The organism is Methylobacterium cerastii, from assembly GCF_022179125.1.
Lineage (GTDB): Bacteria > Pseudomonadota > Alphaproteobacteria > Rhizobiales > Beijerinckiaceae > Methylobacterium > Methylobacterium cerastii.
In genome coordinates, this window is sequence record NZ_BPQG01000079.1 from 1 (window position 1) to 16,272 (window position 16,272).

12 protein-coding genes are annotated in these 16,272 nt (G+C 69.1%); 8 read left to right on the forward strand and 4 right to left on the reverse strand.

What is annotated here, in order from left to right; translation table 11 throughout:
• The 7 genes from MFF13_RS21765 to MFF13_RS21795 all read left to right on the forward strand — a co-directional run.
• A partial coding sequence (locus MFF13_RS21765; protein ID WP_283205832.1) for a transketolase C-terminal domain-containing protein occupies nucleotides 1–552 on the forward strand: 552 nt, incomplete at its 5' end.
• A 144-nt stretch (nucleotides 553–696) separates the two neighbouring features.
• Nucleotides 697–1,737: a hopanoid-associated sugar epimerase gene (gene hpnA / locus MFF13_RS21770; RefSeq protein ID WP_147827823.1), complete on the forward strand. Its 1,041-nt coding sequence runs from the start codon at nucleotides 697–699 to the stop codon at nucleotides 1,735–1,737.
• Complete coding sequence (gene hpnC, locus MFF13_RS21775; RefSeq protein ID WP_147761301.1) at nucleotides 1,734–2,633, forward strand: squalene synthase HpnC; 900 nt, start codon at nucleotides 1,734–1,736, stop codon at nucleotides 2,631–2,633. Before hpnA ends, hpnC begins: the two co-directional genes overlap by 4 nt.
• The gene (gene hpnD / locus MFF13_RS21780; protein WP_147750153.1) at nucleotides 2,630–3,481 is read left to right on the forward strand and encodes a presqualene diphosphate synthase HpnD; all 852 of its coding nucleotides are present in this window, start codon (nucleotides 2,630–2,632) and stop codon (nucleotides 3,479–3,481) included. The genes hpnC and hpnD overlap by 4 nt, the downstream gene beginning before the upstream one ends.
• Nucleotides 3,481–4,767, forward strand: coding sequence for a hydroxysqualene dehydroxylase HpnE (hpnE, locus tag MFF13_RS21785; protein WP_238272919.1), 1,287 nt, complete (start codon nucleotides 3,481–3,483; stop codon nucleotides 4,765–4,767). The genes hpnD and hpnE overlap by 1 nt, the downstream gene beginning before the upstream one ends.
• Nucleotides 4,768–4,909: 142 nt before the next feature.
• Nucleotides 4,910–6,907, forward strand: a complete 1,998-nt coding sequence (gene shc, locus MFF13_RS21790) for a squalene--hopene cyclase (protein WP_238272937.1) — start codon at nucleotides 4,910–4,912, stop codon at nucleotides 6,905–6,907.
• 87 nt (nucleotides 6,908–6,994) lie between these two features.
• Nucleotides 6,995–7,681: a phosphorylase gene (locus MFF13_RS21795; RefSeq protein ID WP_147827822.1), complete on the forward strand. Its 687-nt coding sequence runs from the start codon at nucleotides 6,995–6,997 to the stop codon at nucleotides 7,679–7,681.
• Between the two features lie 108 nt (nucleotides 7,682–7,789).
• On the opposite strand, the gene hpnH is transcribed toward MFF13_RS21795, so the two are convergent.
• Entirely contained in the window at nucleotides 7,790–8,953 is a 1,164-nt protein-coding gene (gene hpnH / locus MFF13_RS21800) for an adenosyl-hopene transferase HpnH (protein ID WP_147761303.1), read from the reverse strand.
• A 686-nt stretch (nucleotides 8,954–9,639) separates the two neighbouring features.
• Between hpnH and MFF13_RS21805 the strand changes: the two genes are divergently transcribed.
• Nucleotides 9,640–12,297 (forward strand): MMPL family transporter, encoded by a 2,658-nt coding sequence (locus MFF13_RS21805; RefSeq protein WP_238272920.1) that lies wholly within the window; start codon nucleotides 9,640–9,642, stop codon nucleotides 12,295–12,297.
• A gap of 272 nt (nucleotides 12,298–12,569) precedes the next feature.
• On the opposite strand, the gene hpnK is transcribed toward MFF13_RS21805, so the two are convergent.
• From hpnK to hpnI, 3 genes are all read right to left on the reverse strand, one after another.
• Nucleotides 12,570–13,409 (reverse strand): hopanoid biosynthesis-associated protein HpnK, encoded by an 840-nt coding sequence (hpnK, locus tag MFF13_RS21810; RefSeq protein ID WP_147827820.1) that lies wholly within the window; start codon nucleotides 13,407–13,409, stop codon nucleotides 12,570–12,572.
• Between the two features lie 127 nt (nucleotides 13,410–13,536).
• Nucleotides 13,537–14,970 (reverse strand): hopanoid biosynthesis associated radical SAM protein HpnJ, encoded by a 1,434-nt coding sequence (gene hpnJ, locus MFF13_RS21815; RefSeq protein WP_238272921.1) that lies wholly within the window; start codon nucleotides 14,968–14,970, stop codon nucleotides 13,537–13,539.
• 97 nt (nucleotides 14,971–15,067) lie between these two features.
• Nucleotides 15,068–16,252 (reverse strand): bacteriohopanetetrol glucosamine biosynthesis glycosyltransferase HpnI, encoded by a 1,185-nt coding sequence (gene hpnI / locus MFF13_RS21820; protein WP_238272922.1) that lies wholly within the window; start codon nucleotides 16,250–16,252, stop codon nucleotides 15,068–15,070.
• Nucleotides 16,253–16,272: the final 20 nt, after the last annotated feature.

Sequence of the window (16,272 nt, forward strand, 5' to 3'; positions counted from 1 at the left end):
GTGGCGACCTGCCACGCGCACAATTCCGGCCCGATCGCGCTGCGCTACCCGCGCGGCGAGGGCGTGGGCGTGGAGATGCCGGAGGTCGGCGTCCCGCTGGCGATCGGGCGCGGGCGGATCGTGACGCGGCCGGAGAACGCGCGGGTGGCGCTGCTGTCGCTCGGCACGCGTCTGGGCGAGGCGCTGAAGGCGGCCGAGACGCTGTCGGCGGCCGACATCGCGGTGACGGTGGCGGACGCGCGCTTCGCCAAGCCGCTCGACGAGGCGCTGATCCTGGATCTCGCGGCGAGCCACGAGGTGCTGATCACCCTGGAGGAGGGCTCGCGCGGCGGGTTCGGGGCGATGGTGCTGCACCTGCTCACCGAGCGCGGGGTGCTGGACGCGATGCGGCTTCGGGTCCGCACTATGACGCTGCCGGACGCCTACCAGGACCACGACAGCCCCGACAAGATGTACGCCGAAGCCGGCCTCGACGCCGCCAGCATCGTCAAAAAGGTCGAGGAAATCCTGCCCGAGCGACAGGAAGGCCGTTCGCGCCTCCGCCTCGCCTGAGTCGCAGGCCGCAAAAAGCGATCCGGGTCCCCTGTGGCCCGGATCGCCTTGTCGTGCGCGCCATTCGATGACAAAAGCCGCGTTGCTGCGGTGCGATGCCCAAATCGAGGGCATCGCCCGCGTTCCCGTGACGATTCGAGCGTGATGGCAGAGGCGACCCCAAGCGGTTCTTCCGACCTCGGCCCGGTGCTGATCACCGGCGCCAGCGGCTTCCTCGGCCCCGCCCTGGTCGACGTGTTCCGCAACGCCGGCTTTCCGGTCCGCATCATGGTGCGCGCCACGAGCCCGCGCACCAACCTGACCTGGGACGACGTCGAGGTGGTCGAGGGCGACATGCGCGACCCGGCGGCCTGCGCGGCTGCGATGCGGGGCCAGCGCTACCTGATCCACGCCGCCGCCGACTATCGGCTCTGGGCGCCCGACATGGAAGAGATCGTCCGGACCAACCGCGACGGCACCCGCAACCTGATGCGCGCCGCCCGCGATGAAGGCGTCGAGCGCGTCGTCTACACGTCGAGCGTCGCGACCATCAAGCCGCCGGACGACGGCGTCACGCCCTCCGACGAGACGCGACCGCTGACGCCCGAGACCGCGATCGGCGCCTACAAGCGCAGCAAGGTCGTGGCCGAGCGCGTGGTGGACGAGATGGTGGCGGAAAGCGGCCTGCCGGCGGTGATCGTCAACCCCTCGACGCCGATCGGCCCGCGCGACGTGAAGCCCACGCCGACCGGCCGCATCATCCAGGAGGCGGCGCTCGGCAAGATGCCGGCCTTCGTCGACACCGGCCTCAACCTCGCCCACGTGGACGACGTCGCCGCCGGCCACCTGCTCGCCCTGCGCAAAGGGCGGATCGGCGAAAAGTACATCCTCGGCGGCGAGAACGTGCTGCTGTCGCAGATGCTCGGCGACATCGCCGGCATGGTCGGCCGCAAGCCGCCGACGGTGAACCTGCCGCGGGCGGTGGTCTACCCGATCGCCTTCGTCTCCGAGCAGATGGCGCGGATCACCGGCAAGCAGCCCTTCGCAACGATCGACGGCATCCGCATGTCGCGCTACCGGATGTTCTTCTCCGACGCCAAGGCGCGGGCCGAGCTCGGCTACACCGCTCGGCCCTACCGCGAGGGGCTGTCCGACGCGATCGACTGGTTCCGCGCCGCCGGATACCTACCGGGAGTCTCGCGATGAGCGCCCCCGGCTCCGCCACCGAGCTGCGCTCCGGCAAGGGCGCGAACGACGAGAACTTCCCCGTCGCCTCGCACCTGATCCATCCGAAGAATCGCGGCGCGATCCTGGCCTTCTACGATTTCGTCCGCGCCGGCGACGACGTCGCCGACCACGCCGAGCTGTCGCCCGAGCGCAAGCTCGCGCTGCTGGACGGCCTCGCCGACGCCCTGACCGGGGCCGGCCCGTCCGATCCCGAAGCCGAGCCGCTGAAGCGCGAGCTCGCCGCCCGCGGTCTGCCGCCGCGCCACGCGCTCGAACTGCTCGACGCGTTCCGGATGGACGCGCGCAAGACCCGCTACGCCGACTGGGACGAGCTGATCCACTATTGCCGCTACTCGGCGATGCCGGTCGGCCGCTACGTCCTCGACGTGCACGGCGAGGATCCGGCCCGGGTCTGGGCCGCGTCGGACGCGATCTGCGCCGCCCTGCAGATCGTCAACCACCTCCAGGATTGCGGCAAGGACTTCCGCGCCCTCGACCGGGTCTACCTCCCGCAGGACACGCTGGACCGGCACGGCGCCACCGTCGCGATGCTGGGCGCCGACAAGGCGTCGCCGCAACTGCGCGCCGTCGTCCGGGAGCTGGCCGAGCGGACGCTGGGCCTGCTCGACGACGGCAAGGTGCTGCCCGACCTGATCGACGACCTGCGCCTGTCTCTGGAGATCGCGGCGATCCATCGGCTGGCGGTGATCCTCGCCCGAGGCCTGCTCGACCGCGACCCGCTCTCGGAGAAGGTCCACCACGGCAAGGTCGGCTTCGCGCTGACCGCGCTCGGCGGCATCGCCGCGACGCTGGCGCGCCGGCCGTTCCGCGGCCGCATCGTGCGCGCGGCGCCGCACGGCAAGGTTTTCCCATGACCGCCACAGCCACCGCGACGGCGCTGCCCGCCGACGAGGCCCCTGCCCTGCCGGCGGCCGGCTCGTCGTTCTACACCGCCATGCGGCTGCTGCCGAAGGAGCGGCGCGAGGCGATGTACGCCGTCTACGCGTTCTGCCGCGCCGTGGACGACGTCGCCGACGACGGCGGCGCGGCCGACGTACGGGCGGCCGAGCTCGACCGCTGGCGTGCCGACGTCGACGCGCTCTACGCCGGCAAGCCGCCCGCGCGGGTGCGCGATCTCGTCGTGCCGGTGCAGCGCTACGACCTGAAGCGCGCGGATTTCCATGCCGTGATCGACGGCATGGCGATGGATGCGTTCGAGGACATCGTCGCGCCGGACGAGGCGACCCTCGACCTCTATTGCGACCGGGTGGCGAGCGCCGTCGGCCGGCTGTCGGTGCGGATCTTCGGCATGCCCGAGGCGCTGGGCATCAAGCTCGCCTGGCACGAGGGCCGGGCGTTGCAGCTCACCAACATCCTGCGCGACATCGACGAGGACGCCGAGCGCGGACGCCTCTATCTGCCGCGGGAGAAGCTGGCCGCCATCGGGCTTAGCGATCCGACGCCGCAATCGGCCATCGCGCACCCGCGCATCGGCGAGGTGTGCGCGGCCGTCGCCGCCGAGGCGGAGGCGCATTACGCGGAGACCTGGGCGATCATCGCCAAGAGCCCGCGCAAGCCCACCAAGGCGGCCCGGCTGATGGCGGCGGCCTACCGGCTCTACCTCGTCGCGCTGCTGAAGCGCGGTTGGGCGATGCCGCGGGCGCGGGTGAAGCCGAAGAAGCTCGCCCTGGTCGCCGTTGCGCTTCGGCACGGCATCGTCTGATGGGGACCGTCCACGTCGTCGGCGCAGGGCTCGCGGGCCTCTCGGCCGCCGTGTCCCTGGTGGAGCGCGGGGCACGCGTCGTCGTGCACGAGGCCGCCAAGCAGGCCGGCGGCCGCTGCCGCTCCTACTACGATCCGACGCTCGGGCTGGAACTCGACAACGGCAACCACCTGCTGCTGTCGGGGAACACCGATTCCCTCGACTTCCTGAAGCGGATCGGCGCGCCGGGCGACGCCCTGACCGGACCGGACGAGGCCTTGTTCCCCTTCGCCGACCTGAAGACCGGCGAACGCTGGACCCTGCGCCCGAACGCCGGCCGCGTGCCGTGGTGGGTGCTGAGCAAGGCGCGCCGCGTGCCGGGAAGCCGCGCGCGGGACTATCTCGCGCCCCTGGGCATCCTGCGTGCGGCGGCCGGCAAGGCGGACGGCGCCGGCGGCACCATCGGCGCCAGCATGGCCTGCGAAGGCCCGCTCTACGACCGGCTCTGGCATCCCGTCCTCCTCGCCGCGCTGAACACCGAGGTCGCCGAGAGCGACGTCGGCCTCGCCGCCAAGATTCTGCGCGAGACGCTGGGCGTCGGCGGCGCGGCCTGTCGCCCACTGGTGGCGGTGAAGGGCCTGTCCTACGCCTTCGTCGATCCCGCCCTGCGCACCCTCGAAGCGCGCGGCGCGAGCGTCCGGTTCGGCCGGCGCCTGCGCGGGCTCGGCCTCGGCGCCAAGGGCGTCGAACGGCTCGACTTCTCGGACGGAGCGGTCGAGCTGGCCGCGGACGATTCGGTGGTGCTGGCGCTGCCCCCTTGGGTCGCCTCCGAGATGCTGCCCGGCCTGTCGGCGCCGAAGGCGTTCCGGTCGATCGTCAACGCGCATTTCAAGATGGTGCCGAAGCCCGGTTCGCCGCTGATTCTCGGCATGGTGAATTCGCTGACCGAGTGGCTGTTTGCTTATCCCGATCGCTATTCGGTGACGATCAGCGGTGCCGACAGGCTGCTCGACGTGCCGCGCGAAGATCTAGCCAAGCAGATCTGGGCCGAGATCGCCACCGTTGCCGACCTTGCACCAGAACTGCCAAGCTGGCAGATCGTCAAGGAGAAGCGTGCGACCTTCGCTGCGACACCGGCCGAGGCCGCGCGCCGTGCCGGGGCGGAGACCGCGTGGGCGAATCTCGTGCTCGCCGGGGACTGGACGGCCACCGGGCTGCCCTCGACGATCGAGGGGTCGATCCGCTCCGGAAAGACGGCTGCGCTCGCCCTGTCGTGCGATGCGGCACGCACGCGCGGCGCCGCATGAGGCACGACCGGGACGACGATTCGTCCGTGCCGGCGATGCGCCGGTACGGCACGTGCGTAGGCGAGACGAGGCGGGCGAGCCGTGACCCGATCCGGGACGATCGGGTTCGGTTCGAGAGTTGTGGCCGGTTGAGGCGAGGATGATGCGAGAGGCTGTGAACAAGGTCGAGGCGTTGCAACGCCCGAAGACCCAGGCGATTTCCCTCGACGACGTGGATCACGGTGTCGCGCGGGCGACCCGTGCGCTCACGGCCTTGTCCCACGACGACGGGCACATCTGCTTCGAGCTCGAGGCCGACGCCACGATCCCGTCCGAGTACATCCTGTTCCACCAGTTCCGCGACACCAAGCCCCCTGAGGGCCTCGAGCCGAAGATCGGCAACTACCTGCGCCGCACGCAGGAGAAGCATGGCGGCTGGGCCCTCGTCCACGAGGGGCCGTTCGACATGAGCTGCACGGTGAAGGCCTACTTCGCCCTCAAGATGATCGGCGACGACATCGAGGCGCCGCACATGCGCCGCGCCCGCGAGGCGATCCTCTCCCGCGGCGGCGCCGCGCAATCCAACGTGTTCACCCGCTTCATCCTTGCGCTCTACGGCGAGGTGCCGTGGGCGGCGGTGCCGGTGATGCCGGTCGAGGTGATGTTCCTGCCGAAGTGGTTTCCGTTCCACCTCGACAAGGTGTCGTACTGGGCGCGCTGCGTGATGGTGCCGCTCTTCGTGCTGCAGGCGACGAAGCCGCTGGCGAAGAACCCGCGCGGGATCGGCATCGGCGAGCTGTTCCTGACGCCGCCCTCCAGCGTCCGCCGCTGGCCCGGCAGCCCGCACGCGACCTGGCCGTGGACGCCGATCTTCGGCGGGATCGACCGCATCCTGCAGAAGGTCGAGGGGCACTTCGCCAAGCGCATCCGCCTGCGGGCGATGGAGAAGGCCCGCGCCTGGGTCAGCGAGCGCCTGAACGGCGAGCACGGCCTCGGGGCGATCTTCCCGGCCATGGTCAACACCGTGCTGATGTACGAGGCGATGGGCTACGGCCCGGACCATCCCCAGGTCCGCGTCGCCTGCGACGCCATCGAGAAGCTCGTGGTCGTCAAGGCGCACGAGGCCTACGTGCAGCCCTGCGTCTCGCCGGTCTGGGACACGGCGCTCGCCGGCCACGCCCTGCTGGAGGCCGGCGGCACCGACGCCGAGGGCCAGGCCCGGGCCGGGCTCGACTGGCTGCTGCCGCGCCAGGTGCTCGACATCGCCGGCGACTGGGCTGCGGCCAAGCCCAAGGTCCGCCCCGGCGGCTGGGCCTTCCAGTATGCCAACGCGCACTACCCCGACCTCGACGACACCGCCGTGGTCGTGATGGCAATGGACCGCGCCATGCGCCAGCACGGGCTCGTGGCGAACATGCCGGACTACACCGCCTCGATCGCCCGCGCCCGCGAATGGGTCGAGGGGCTGCAGTCGAAGGACGGCGGCTGGGCGGCGTTCGACGCCGACAACAACCATATGTACCTGAACCACATCCCGTTCTCGGATCACGGCGCGCTGCTCGATCCGCCGACCGCGGACGTGACGGCCCGCGTCGTCTCGATGCTGTCCCAGCTCGGCGAGACCCGCGAATCCTCAAAGGCGCTGGACCGCGGCGTGACCTACCTGCTCAACGACCAGGAGCAGGACGGCAGCTGGTACGGCCGCTGGGGCATGAACTTCATCTACGGCACCTGGTCGGTGCTCTGCGCGCTCAACGCCGCAGGCGTCGACCCGCAATCGCCGGAGATCCGCCGCTCGGTGGAATGGCTGATCCGCATCCAGAACCCGGATGGCGGCTGGGGCGAGGACGCGTCGAGCTACAAGATCGATCCGGCCTTCGAGGCCGGCTCCTCCACGGCTTCGCAGACCGCCTGGGCCCTGCTGGCCTTGATGGCGGCGGGCGAATGCGACGACCCGGCCGTGACGCGCGGTATCAACTTCCTCGCGCGAACCCAGGGGGCGGACGGCTTCTGGAACGAGGAGCGCTACACCGCCACCGGCTTCCCGCGGGTGTTCTACCTGCGCTACCATGGCTACCCGAAGTTCTTCCCGCTCTGGGCGATGGCGCGCTACCGCAACCTCAAGCGCGGCAACAGCCGCCAGGTCGCCTACGGCATGTGACGCGTCGCCGGGGCTCGCTCCCGGCGCATTCGATTCGAGTGGGAATCGTCGCCCGATCCGCGGCCCCACCGCTCCAGACCGGTGTCGATGTCCTTGCAGCCGAACGTCCTCGTGGTCGCGGGCCTCGCCCGCGAGGCCCGTATCGCCGCCGGCCGCGGTGTCGAAGCGATCCAGGCCGGCGGAAGCCCCCAGCGCCTGCGCCTCTTGCTCGACGCGCGCGCCGCACCCGGTTGCCGCGGCGTCGTCAGCTTCGGCATCGCCGGCGGCCTCGATCCGGCCCTGCGGCCCGGCGACGTCGTGGTCGCGACCGGGATCGTCGCCGACGCGCGCTGGGCCGCGGACGCCCGCTGGACCGCGATACTTCTTAAAAAGCTCGAAACGACGGGACGACGCGTGGTGACGGCCGACCTCGCGGGCGTCGACGCCGCGATACTCACGGTCGCGGACAAGGCGGTCCTGCGCCGGGAGACCGGGGCCGCGGGCGTGGACATGGAATCGCACGTGGCCGCCGCCTACGCCGCCCGGCACGGCCTACCCTTCGCTGCGATCCGCGTGGTCTGCGATCCGGCAGAGCGAGCCTTGCCCGCCTTCGCCGCCCAGGCGCTGAAGCCCAACGGCGATCCCGACATCCTTGCCGTGCTCCGGGCGCTGGCGACCGGCCGCGCGCGGCCGCGCGACCTGATCGGTCTCGCACGCGATTCGTCTGCGGCGTTCAAGGCGCTCGCCGCCGCGCGGGCAACGCTCGGCGCAGAGCTCGGCCTGTCGGAGATCTAGACTCCCTCCCGCTCGCCGCTCGACCTGCCCGAACACGAAAAAGCCCGCGGCCTTTGAGGGCCGCGGGCTTGTCTCTGGATCGTCGAGGTGATCCGACCTGCGTGCGGATCAGGCCGCGGTGCGGTTGCGGGCTTCGCGCTTGGTGTCGACGCCCGACGCTTTGATCTCGGAGAGCTTCTGGGCGACGTTGCGCGAGAACACGAACTCCGCCGGGCGCTGGTTCTCGAGGCTGACCTCGGGGGCCATCTCGCCCTCGGTCTTGATCCCGCGGAAGGCGTGGATCAGCGGCTTCCAGGGCTTGCGGACCGAATCGACCACTGAGGAGGCCTCGTAGCCCGAGTGGACCATGCAGTCGGCGCACTTCTCGTAGTTGCCGGTGCCGTAGGAATCCCAGTCGGTCTCCTCCATCAGCTCCTTGAAGGTGGCCGTGTAGCCCTCGCCGAGCAGGTAGCAGGGCTTCTGCCAGCCGAACACGGTGCGGGTCGGGTTGCCCCAGGGCGTGCAATGGTAGGTCTGGTTGCCGGCCAGGAAGTCGAGGAACAGGCCCGACTGCTGGAAGGCCCACTTCTGGCGGCCCTTCTCCTTGCCGGCCCGGAACACGCCGCGGAACAGGTCCTTCGTCGCCTTGCGGTTGAGGAAGTGCTGCTGGTCGGGCGCGCGCTCGTAGGCGTAGCCGGGCGAGACGGTGATGCCGTCGATGCCCATCTTCGTCACGCTGTCGAAGAAGTCGGCGATCTTGTCCGAGGACGAATTGTTGAAGAACGTGCAGTTGATGGTGACGCGGAAGCCCATCTCCTTGGCCTTGGCGATCGCCGAGACAGCCTTGTCGTAGACGCCGCGCTGGCACACCGAGCCGTCGTGCATCTCCTTGTCGCCGTCGAGGTGGATCGACCAGGTGAAGTACGGGCTCGGCTTGTACTCCTTGATCTTCTTCTCGAGCAGCAGCGCGTTCGTGCACACGATCGCGAACTTCTTCTGCGCGATGATGCCCTCGACGATCTGCGGCAGGTCCTTGTGCAGCAGCGGCTCGCCGCCGGCGATCACGACCATGGGTGCGCCGCACTCGCGCACGGACTCAAGCGCGTCGGCCACGGGCAGGCGCTTGTTCAGGATCTCGTCGGGGTAATCGATCTTGCCGCAGCCGGCGCAGGCGAGATTGCAGCGGAACAGGGGCTCCATCATCATCACGAGCGGATAGCGCTTCCGGCCGGTGAGATGCTGCTTGAGGATGTAGCTGCCGATCGTCGCGACATACCGGAGGGGGATTCCCAAGATACGGCTCCTGTTTGCGTAGCCCCGAACCAAGGGGCTGCTTAACGTGAAAAAATTTCGAATTCCAGCGCTCTAGCCTGGAACCGATCTGAACGGGCGGGTTCTGGACCGTTCTGTGCCGGTGTTTGCGGCGCTGACGCAAGCGGGCCACAGCCCCCGTCGCCATCGCCGGGCGCACAATTCGTTAGCGCGGACCCCATCCTGCCATTGCGTCGGCAATGCGACGGCATTCCCGGTAAACCGCATCCACGGTGATATTGCAGTGCGAAACGGCGCCTGCGCCACACATCGATGGGGAGAGCGAGGCGCGCCGGGCGTCGCTGCGTTGCAATCGAGGGGCTGCAAGATTACTGAGCGCTGCGGCCTTGGCGCAACGATCGTGCCTCGGATGCGTCCTTTCCCGACGTCGTCCGGTGCGCGAACCCGGTCGGCGTCGCGCTTGCGTCCACACGGCATCGTGAGACGTGCGGACCGCGAACGGGCCCGGTCCTGCAGCTATGCCGGGCCGTGGGCGGACGAGAGGTCGACGCGTCGGGGTCCGGCGCTTCGTCCATTAGGGTCGGCCCGAGGGCTCGGTCCAAGGGCTCGCGCCGCCGACGGATCCTGCGGGAACCGGGGCGGCAGCATCGAAGGTTCGAGAGGGATGCGGCCTGGAAGGGCGGCAGCTCCAGGTAGGTAGGGTACTCGTGATCGAACGACTCGTCGCGTTTTCCGTCCGGCATCGGTGGGTCGTGATCGCCCTGGTGGCGCTGATTACCGCTGCGAGCACCGGGGTCGCCGCGCACCTGTTCCGCATCAACACCGATGTCGAGCGCCTGATCGACCCGAAGGAGCCGTGGCGCCAGGACGAGATCAACTACGAGAAGGCGTTCCCGCAGCGCACGAACACCGTCGTGGCGGTGATCGACGGCAAGACGCCGGAGCAGGCCGAGGAGGCCGCGAACGCCTTCGCCAAGGCGATCGCCGTCCACAAGAACCTGATCGAGACCGTCTACCGCCCCGACGGCGGCCCCTTCTTCGAGAAGAACGGCCTGCTGCTGCTTCCGCAGGCGGAGCTCGAGAAGACCACCGAGCAGCTCGTGCAGCAACAGGGCCTGCTCGGGCCGCTGGCCTCGGATCCGAGCCTGCGCGGCGTGATGCGCGTCCTCGGGCTCGGCGCGCGCGGCATCAAGAGCGGCGACGCCAAGATCGAAGACCTCGACAAGCCGATGGGCGAGATCGATCGGACGCTGCAGACGGTGCTCGACGGCAAGCCCGCGCGGATGTCCTGGCAGCTCCTTCTCTCGGGCGGCGAGAGCAAGACCACCGACCTGCGCAAGTTCGTGTTGATGCAGCCGGTGCTGGACTTCAACGCGCTGCAGCCGGGCTACACGGCGACCAAGCTGATCCGCAACGTCGCCAAGGATCTCAACATCGATGCCGAGCACGGGTTGACGATGCGGCTCACCGGCCCGGTGGCGGTCGCCGACGACGAGTTCGCGACGCTCTCGGACGACGCGCTGCTCAACAACCTCGTCACGGTCGGCGCCATCGTCTTGTTCCTGTGGCTCGCGCTCCGTTCGGCGCCGCTGGTCGTGTCGGTGCTGATCACCACCTTCTCCGGCCTGATCGTCACGGCGGCGCTCGGCTTGCTGATGGTCGGCGAGCTGAACCCGATCTCGGTCGCCTTCGCGGCTTTGTTCGTCGGCCTCGGCATCGATTTCGGCATCCAGTTCTCGGTCCGCTACCGCGCCGACCGCTACGAGCAGCCGACCCTCGAAGACGCGATTCGCGCCGCCGCGCGCGGCGTCGGCTGGTCGCTGACGCTGGCGGCGGTGTCCCTCATCGCCGGCTTCTTCGCCTTCCTGCCGACGGCCTTCCGCGGCGTCTCCGAGCTCGGCCTCATCGCCGGCGTCGGCATGGTCGTGGCCTACTTGTTCGCGATCACCTTCCTGCCCGCGCTCATCGCTGTCTTCCGGCCGAAGGGCGAGAAGGTTGCGGTGGAGACGACGTGGCTCGCCGGCGTCGATCCGTGGATCATCCGCAACCGCAAGGCCGTGCTGATCGCCGTCGGCCTGATCACGCTGGCCGGCGCGCCGCTGCTGTGGAAGCTGCCGTTCGATTCGAACCCGATGCACCTGCGCAGCCCGCACGTGGAATCGATCGCGACCTACCTCGACCTGATCAAGGACCCCGCCACGAGCCCGAACGTTGCCGACGTGCTGGCGCCGAGCGTGGACGCCGTGCCGGAGGTGACCAAGAAGCTCGCCGCGTTGCCGCTTGCGGCCGACATCATGAGCATCGACACCTTCGTGCCACGCGACCAGGACAAGAAGCTCGCGACCGTCGCCGAGACGGCGGAGTTGCTCGATCCGATCCTGAACCCGACGCGCAAGCCACCGCCGCCGACGGACGCCGACAACGTCAAGGCGTTGAAGGACACCGCGACCGCCCTGTCCGGCATCGCCGGCGGCAACGCGCCCGGCAACAAGACCGCGGGGCAGCTCTCGCGGACCCTCGAGAAGCTCGCGGCCGCACCGGTGGCGAAGCGCGAAGCCGCGTCGGTCGCCCTCACCACCGATCTCGGTCCCCTGCTCGCGCGGCTTCGCGGGATTCTGCACCCCGAGAGGATCAGCCTCGCCAACCTGCCGCCGCAGCTGAAGGCCGAGTGGGTCGCCCCAGACGGCCGCGCCCGCATCGAGGTCCACCCGAAGGGCAACTCGAACGACGACGAGGTGCTGCGCCAGTTCGCGGCCGAGATCCAGACCGTCGCGCCGCACGCCACCGGCGCGCCGATCGCCACGACCTCGTCGAGCTACACCATCCTCGGCGCCTTCGTTCAGGCGGCGGTGACGGCTCTCGTCCTGATCTTCATCATCCTCTCGGTGGCGCTGCGTAAGCCGTGGGACGTGGCGATGACGCTGGGGCCGCTGGTGCTCGCCACCCTTTGGACGCTGATGGCCCTGCACGTCGTCGGCATGCCGCTGAACTTCGCCAACATCATCGCGTTGCCGCTGATGCTCGCGGTCGGCGTGGCCTTCCACATCTACTACGTGATCGCCTGGCGCGCCGGCGTCACCGACATGCTGGCCTCCAGCCTAACGCGGGCGATCTTCTTCTCGGCGCTGACCACCGGCACCGCCTTCGGCTCGCTCGTGCTGTCGAGCCATCCCGGCACGGCGAGCATGGGCAAGCTGCTGGCGCTGTCGCTGTTCTTCACGCTGATCGCGGCCTTCTTCGTGGTGCCGGCCTTCCTCGGCCCGCCGCCGAAGCAGCCCGACGCCGACCGTCCCGAAGGCGAAGAAGCCGGACGCCTGCCGGGTGCGGGCTCCAAGGTCCACGCGGAGCCCGCCGCCGTGAAGTGACGGCGGTCGTCCCTGAAGCCTTGAACGCGGCGCCGTCCTGCCAAGGACGGCGCCGTTTTCGTTTTCGCTGGAAGACGCGATCAGTGCGCGTGCGTGGCCGTCCCAGTCGCGGCCGGGTCTTGTTGCGTGAAACCTTCGTAACGTGACGTTATCGCGCGTATATAATGCCTAATGCGATTAGTAGTGGTTATACAATGCGTATAATATAGTATCAACGACGTTGATCGGATCGTTCTCTATTCACCGAAGGCGTGGTCTATCCGCCGTGCGCCCTACGAAAAATCCGAAAACCCGCCGCGGATGATCTTTTCTTGCGCGAGAATCGTTATCGCTTCGGGGGCGACGAGCGCGTCGCGTTCGGCGGCGTAGGCGTAGCCGGGCGCCTCGCCCGGGAAACCTCCGGCGGTCGCGGGATGGGTGTAGAGCTCCGTCAGCCCGTCCGGCAGGTTGGCCAGCAGCGCGGCGACGCGGGGCGGCGTCATCGCCCCGGACCAAGCCAGCCCGAGGGTGCGGTCGGGGATCGTCAGGCTCATCCTGCGGGCGCGCACCGCGAGCAGGGCGGCCCAGGGGGCGGTGTCGAGGGCCGCACGCGGGGTCGCGCCGGGCTCGGCCAGCCGGAGCACCGCACGGGGCTCGCGCGGCACCCGAATCGCCCGCATCCCGTAACGCGGTCCGGTCGCCAGCACCGCGCCCGCGATCAGCGGATGGACGTGGAAGTGCTTGTGGGCGTTGACATGGTCCAGCAGCAAACCCGTCTCCCGGAACGCCTCGAACTGCGCCGTGATCTCGGCGCTGAGCTGGCGCCGGGCGGCGGGCTTCAGCGCCAGGTCGAGGCCGAGGCGCTCCATGTCGCGGCGCATCAGGCCGTCCGCATCGGTCAGGTCCGGCAGCTGGGCGGTCGGCAGCGTCGGCCAGGCCTCGACCAGCACCAGGTGCAGCCCCACCCGCAGCGACGGCATCCGCCTGGCGCGGGCGACCGCGTCCGCGGCGGCGGGTGCCGACACCATCAGGCTCGCCGCGGTGAGGATGCCGTCGCGATGCGCCTGCTCGACGGCCTCGTTGACCTCGCGGCTGAGGCCGAAATCGTCGGCGGTGACGACGAGACGCTTCACGGACACTCCCCAGGAACGCAGATCGCGAGCAGGGCACCTGCCCTCCACCCGCCGGGGCCTTAGGCCCAATAAACGAAAACGGCCGGGCTGCGAGGCCCGGCCGACGACATCATGAGACCGAAAGGGTTCAGGCGGCCTTGGCGGTACCCTGACGCTCCTTGAGGAAGCGGTAGAACTCCACGCCTTCGCGCAGGCGCCGCTTCATCATGTCGGGCGAGCGGACCATCTCGGAGACGATCGAGGCGATCTTCGGGGCACGGAAGTAGAACTTGCGATAGAACTCCTCGACCGCCGCGTAGATCTCGGCATGCGACAGGTGCGGGTAGTGCAGCGGTGCGATCTGCACCCCGTTCTCATCGACGAGCTCGGCGTTCTCGACGTCGAGCCAGCCGTTCTCCACCGCCTGCTTGTAGAGGAATGTGCCGGGGTAAGGCGCCGCCAGCGAGGCCTGGATGGTGTGCGGATTGATGCGCTTGGCGAAGGCGATCGTCTCCTGGATCGTCTCGCGGGTCTCGCCCGGCAGGCCGACGATGAAGGTTCCGTGGATGGCGATGCCGAGGTCGTGGCAATCCTTGGTGAACTTCTCGGCGACCTCGACGCGCATGCCCTTCTTGATGTTGTTCAGGATCTTCTGGTTGCCCGACTCGTAGCCGACCAGCAACAGGCGCAGGCCGTTGGCCTTCAGCACTTCCAGGGTCTCACGGGGAACGTTCGCCTTCGCGTTGCACGACCAGGTCACGCCGAGCTTGCCCAGCTCGCGCGCGATCTCCTCGGCGCGGGGCAGGTTGTCGGTGAAGGTGTCGTCGTCGAAGAAGAACTCCTTCGTCTGCGGGAACTCCTTCAGGCAGTACTTGATCTCTTCGATCACGTGCGCGACCGAGCGGGTGCGGTAGGTGTGCCCGCCCACCGTCTGCGGCCACAGGCAGAAGGTGCAGCGGCTCTTGCAGCCGCGGCCGGAATAGAACGAGATGTACGGGTGCTTGAGGTACCCGATGAAGTACTTCTCCATCTCGAGGTCGCGCTTGTACACGCTCGTGACGAAGGGAAGCTGATCCATGTCGGTCATGATCTCGCGGTCCTCGTTGTGGACCACGACGCCGTCGGCGTTGCGATAGGACAGACCCTTGATCTCCGACATCGGCGTGCCGTCGGCGACTTCCTTGACGGTGAAGTCGAACTCGTTGCGGGCGCAGAAGTCGATGCACGGGGCCTGGGCCATCGCGCCGGCGGCGTCCACCGCGACCTTCGCGCCGATCAGGCCGGCGATCAGCTTCGGGTTTGCGGCCTTCAGCGCCTCGACGGTCTTCACGTCCGACTTGAACGACGGCACCGAGGTGTGGAGCACGACCATGTCGAAGTCGTTGGCCTGGGCAACGATCTCCGGCAGCTTGATGTTGTGCGGCGGCGCGTCGATCAGCTTCGAGTTCGGCACAAGGGCGGCCGGCTGGGCGAGCCAGGTCGGATACCAGAACGACTTGATCTCGCGCTTGGCCTGGTAGCGGGAACCGGCGCCGCCGTCGAAGCCGTCGAAGGTGGGAGCCTGAAGGAAGAGCGTGCGCATGGGGTTCAAGGCCTCAGAGCAGGGCGATCGGGTCGGAAGGACGACGAATCGGGGACGAGAGAGTGAAACCGCAAGTCGAGACGGCGGGCTGGCAAGGTCAGACGGTGGGCGACTCAGCATCCTGGCCGAGATTGCCCTCCGGAATAAGCGTTCCATCCGCAACGACGCGATAATCGTGACCTTTCCATGTCACCGCACCCGATACGAAGCTCCATGAGAAGTTCGCGAACGAGAGGATGTCGCGGATCGGCAACAGCCAGTAGGGATGAGGGCCTATGCCGAAGGCGCGCTCCAGCCGCATCGACAGGATGATGCGGCAGGCGAGCGCCAGCGCGGCGACGCCGAGCGCGGTTGCGCCGGCCTCCGGCATGAGTGCCGCGATGAGGGCGATCGGAAAGGCGTGGGTGACGATCGAGCCGGCATAGCCAGCCGGGTCGACGTTGCGGATGGTGCGGTTCCAGCGCAGCTCGTGGCTCCAGAGGCCCGCGATCGCGGTGTCGACGCAGGTATGCCCGATCGTAAAATTCGGGATCGCCACCCGGCCGCCGAGGCCACGCAGGGCCTCGCCGATGGCGTAGTCGTCGGCGAGGTCGTCCTTGAAGGTCGCGAAGCCGCCGATTTTGGCGAGGGACGCCGCCGTGAAGGCGATGGTCGAGCCGAAGCAGGGCTTGGCGAGGCCGAGCGCGGTGCCCATCACGACGTTGGGCAGGAACTGCACGTCGATCGCCAGCGCCGAGAGCTGGGCGTAGACGCCCCGGTCGGCCGGGATGCCGTGGTAGAGGCAGGTCACGCCGGTGACGCCGGGGGCCGACAGCTCGGCCACGACCCGCGTGAGGTAGTCTGGGCGCACCACCATGTCGCTGTCGGCGAGCACGACGACCTCGTTGGCGATCGCGTCCGACATGTTGATCAGGTTCGAGACCTTGCGGTTCGAGCCGTGCTGACGCGCGTCGACGACGAGGTCGATCCGCAGGGCCGGAAAGGCCGCCTCGATCCGCCGCACGACGCCGATCGAGGGATCGCCGACGCTCTGCACGCCGAACACGATCTGCACCGGGCCGGCATAGTCCTGGGCGCAGAAGGTCGCAAGGTTGTCGAACAGGTTCGGCTCGAGGCCGCAGAGGGGCTTCAGCACGGTGACCGACGGCCGATCCGCGCCCTCAGCGAACTCGGGCGCCGGCGTCGCGGAGAACCGCCCGGCGAGGAACGCCGCGGTCAACGCGTAGAGGCAGCCCGCGAGCGCGGGGACCAGAAGGATCGGCGAGAGCCAGGTGAGGTCCATGGGAACGTCGCTCGGTCGCG

What these genes read in the sequence shown, in the direction of transcription:
- hpnA (WP_147827823.1), top strand. Translation starts at nt 697, where the DNA reads ATGGCAGAGGCGACCCCAAGCGGTTCTTCCGACCTCGGCCCGGTGCTG.
- hpnC (WP_147761301.1), top strand. Translation starts at nt 1,734, where the DNA reads ATGAGCGCCCCCGGCTCCGCCACCGAGCTGCGCTCCGGCAAGGGCGCG.
- hpnD (WP_147750153.1), top strand. Translation starts at nt 2,630, where the DNA reads ATGACCGCCACAGCCACCGCGACGGCGCTGCCCGCCGACGAGGCCCCT.
- hpnE (WP_238272919.1), top strand. Translation starts at nt 3,481, where the DNA reads ATGGGGACCGTCCACGTCGTCGGCGCAGGGCTCGCGGGCCTCTCGGCC.
- shc (WP_238272937.1), top strand. Translation starts at nt 4,910, where the DNA reads ATGCGAGAGGCTGTGAACAAGGTCGAGGCGTTGCAACGCCCGAAGACC.
- MFF13_RS21795 (WP_147827822.1), top strand. Translation starts at nt 6,995, where the DNA reads ATGTCCTTGCAGCCGAACGTCCTCGTGGTCGCGGGCCTCGCCCGCGAG.
- hpnJ (WP_238272921.1), bottom strand. Translation starts at nt 14,970, where the DNA reads ATGCGCACGCTCTTCCTTCAGGCTCCCACCTTCGACGGCTTCGACGGC.
- hpnI (WP_238272922.1), bottom strand. Translation starts at nt 16,252, where the DNA reads ATGGACCTCACCTGGCTCTCGCCGATCCTTCTGGTCCCCGCGCTCGCG.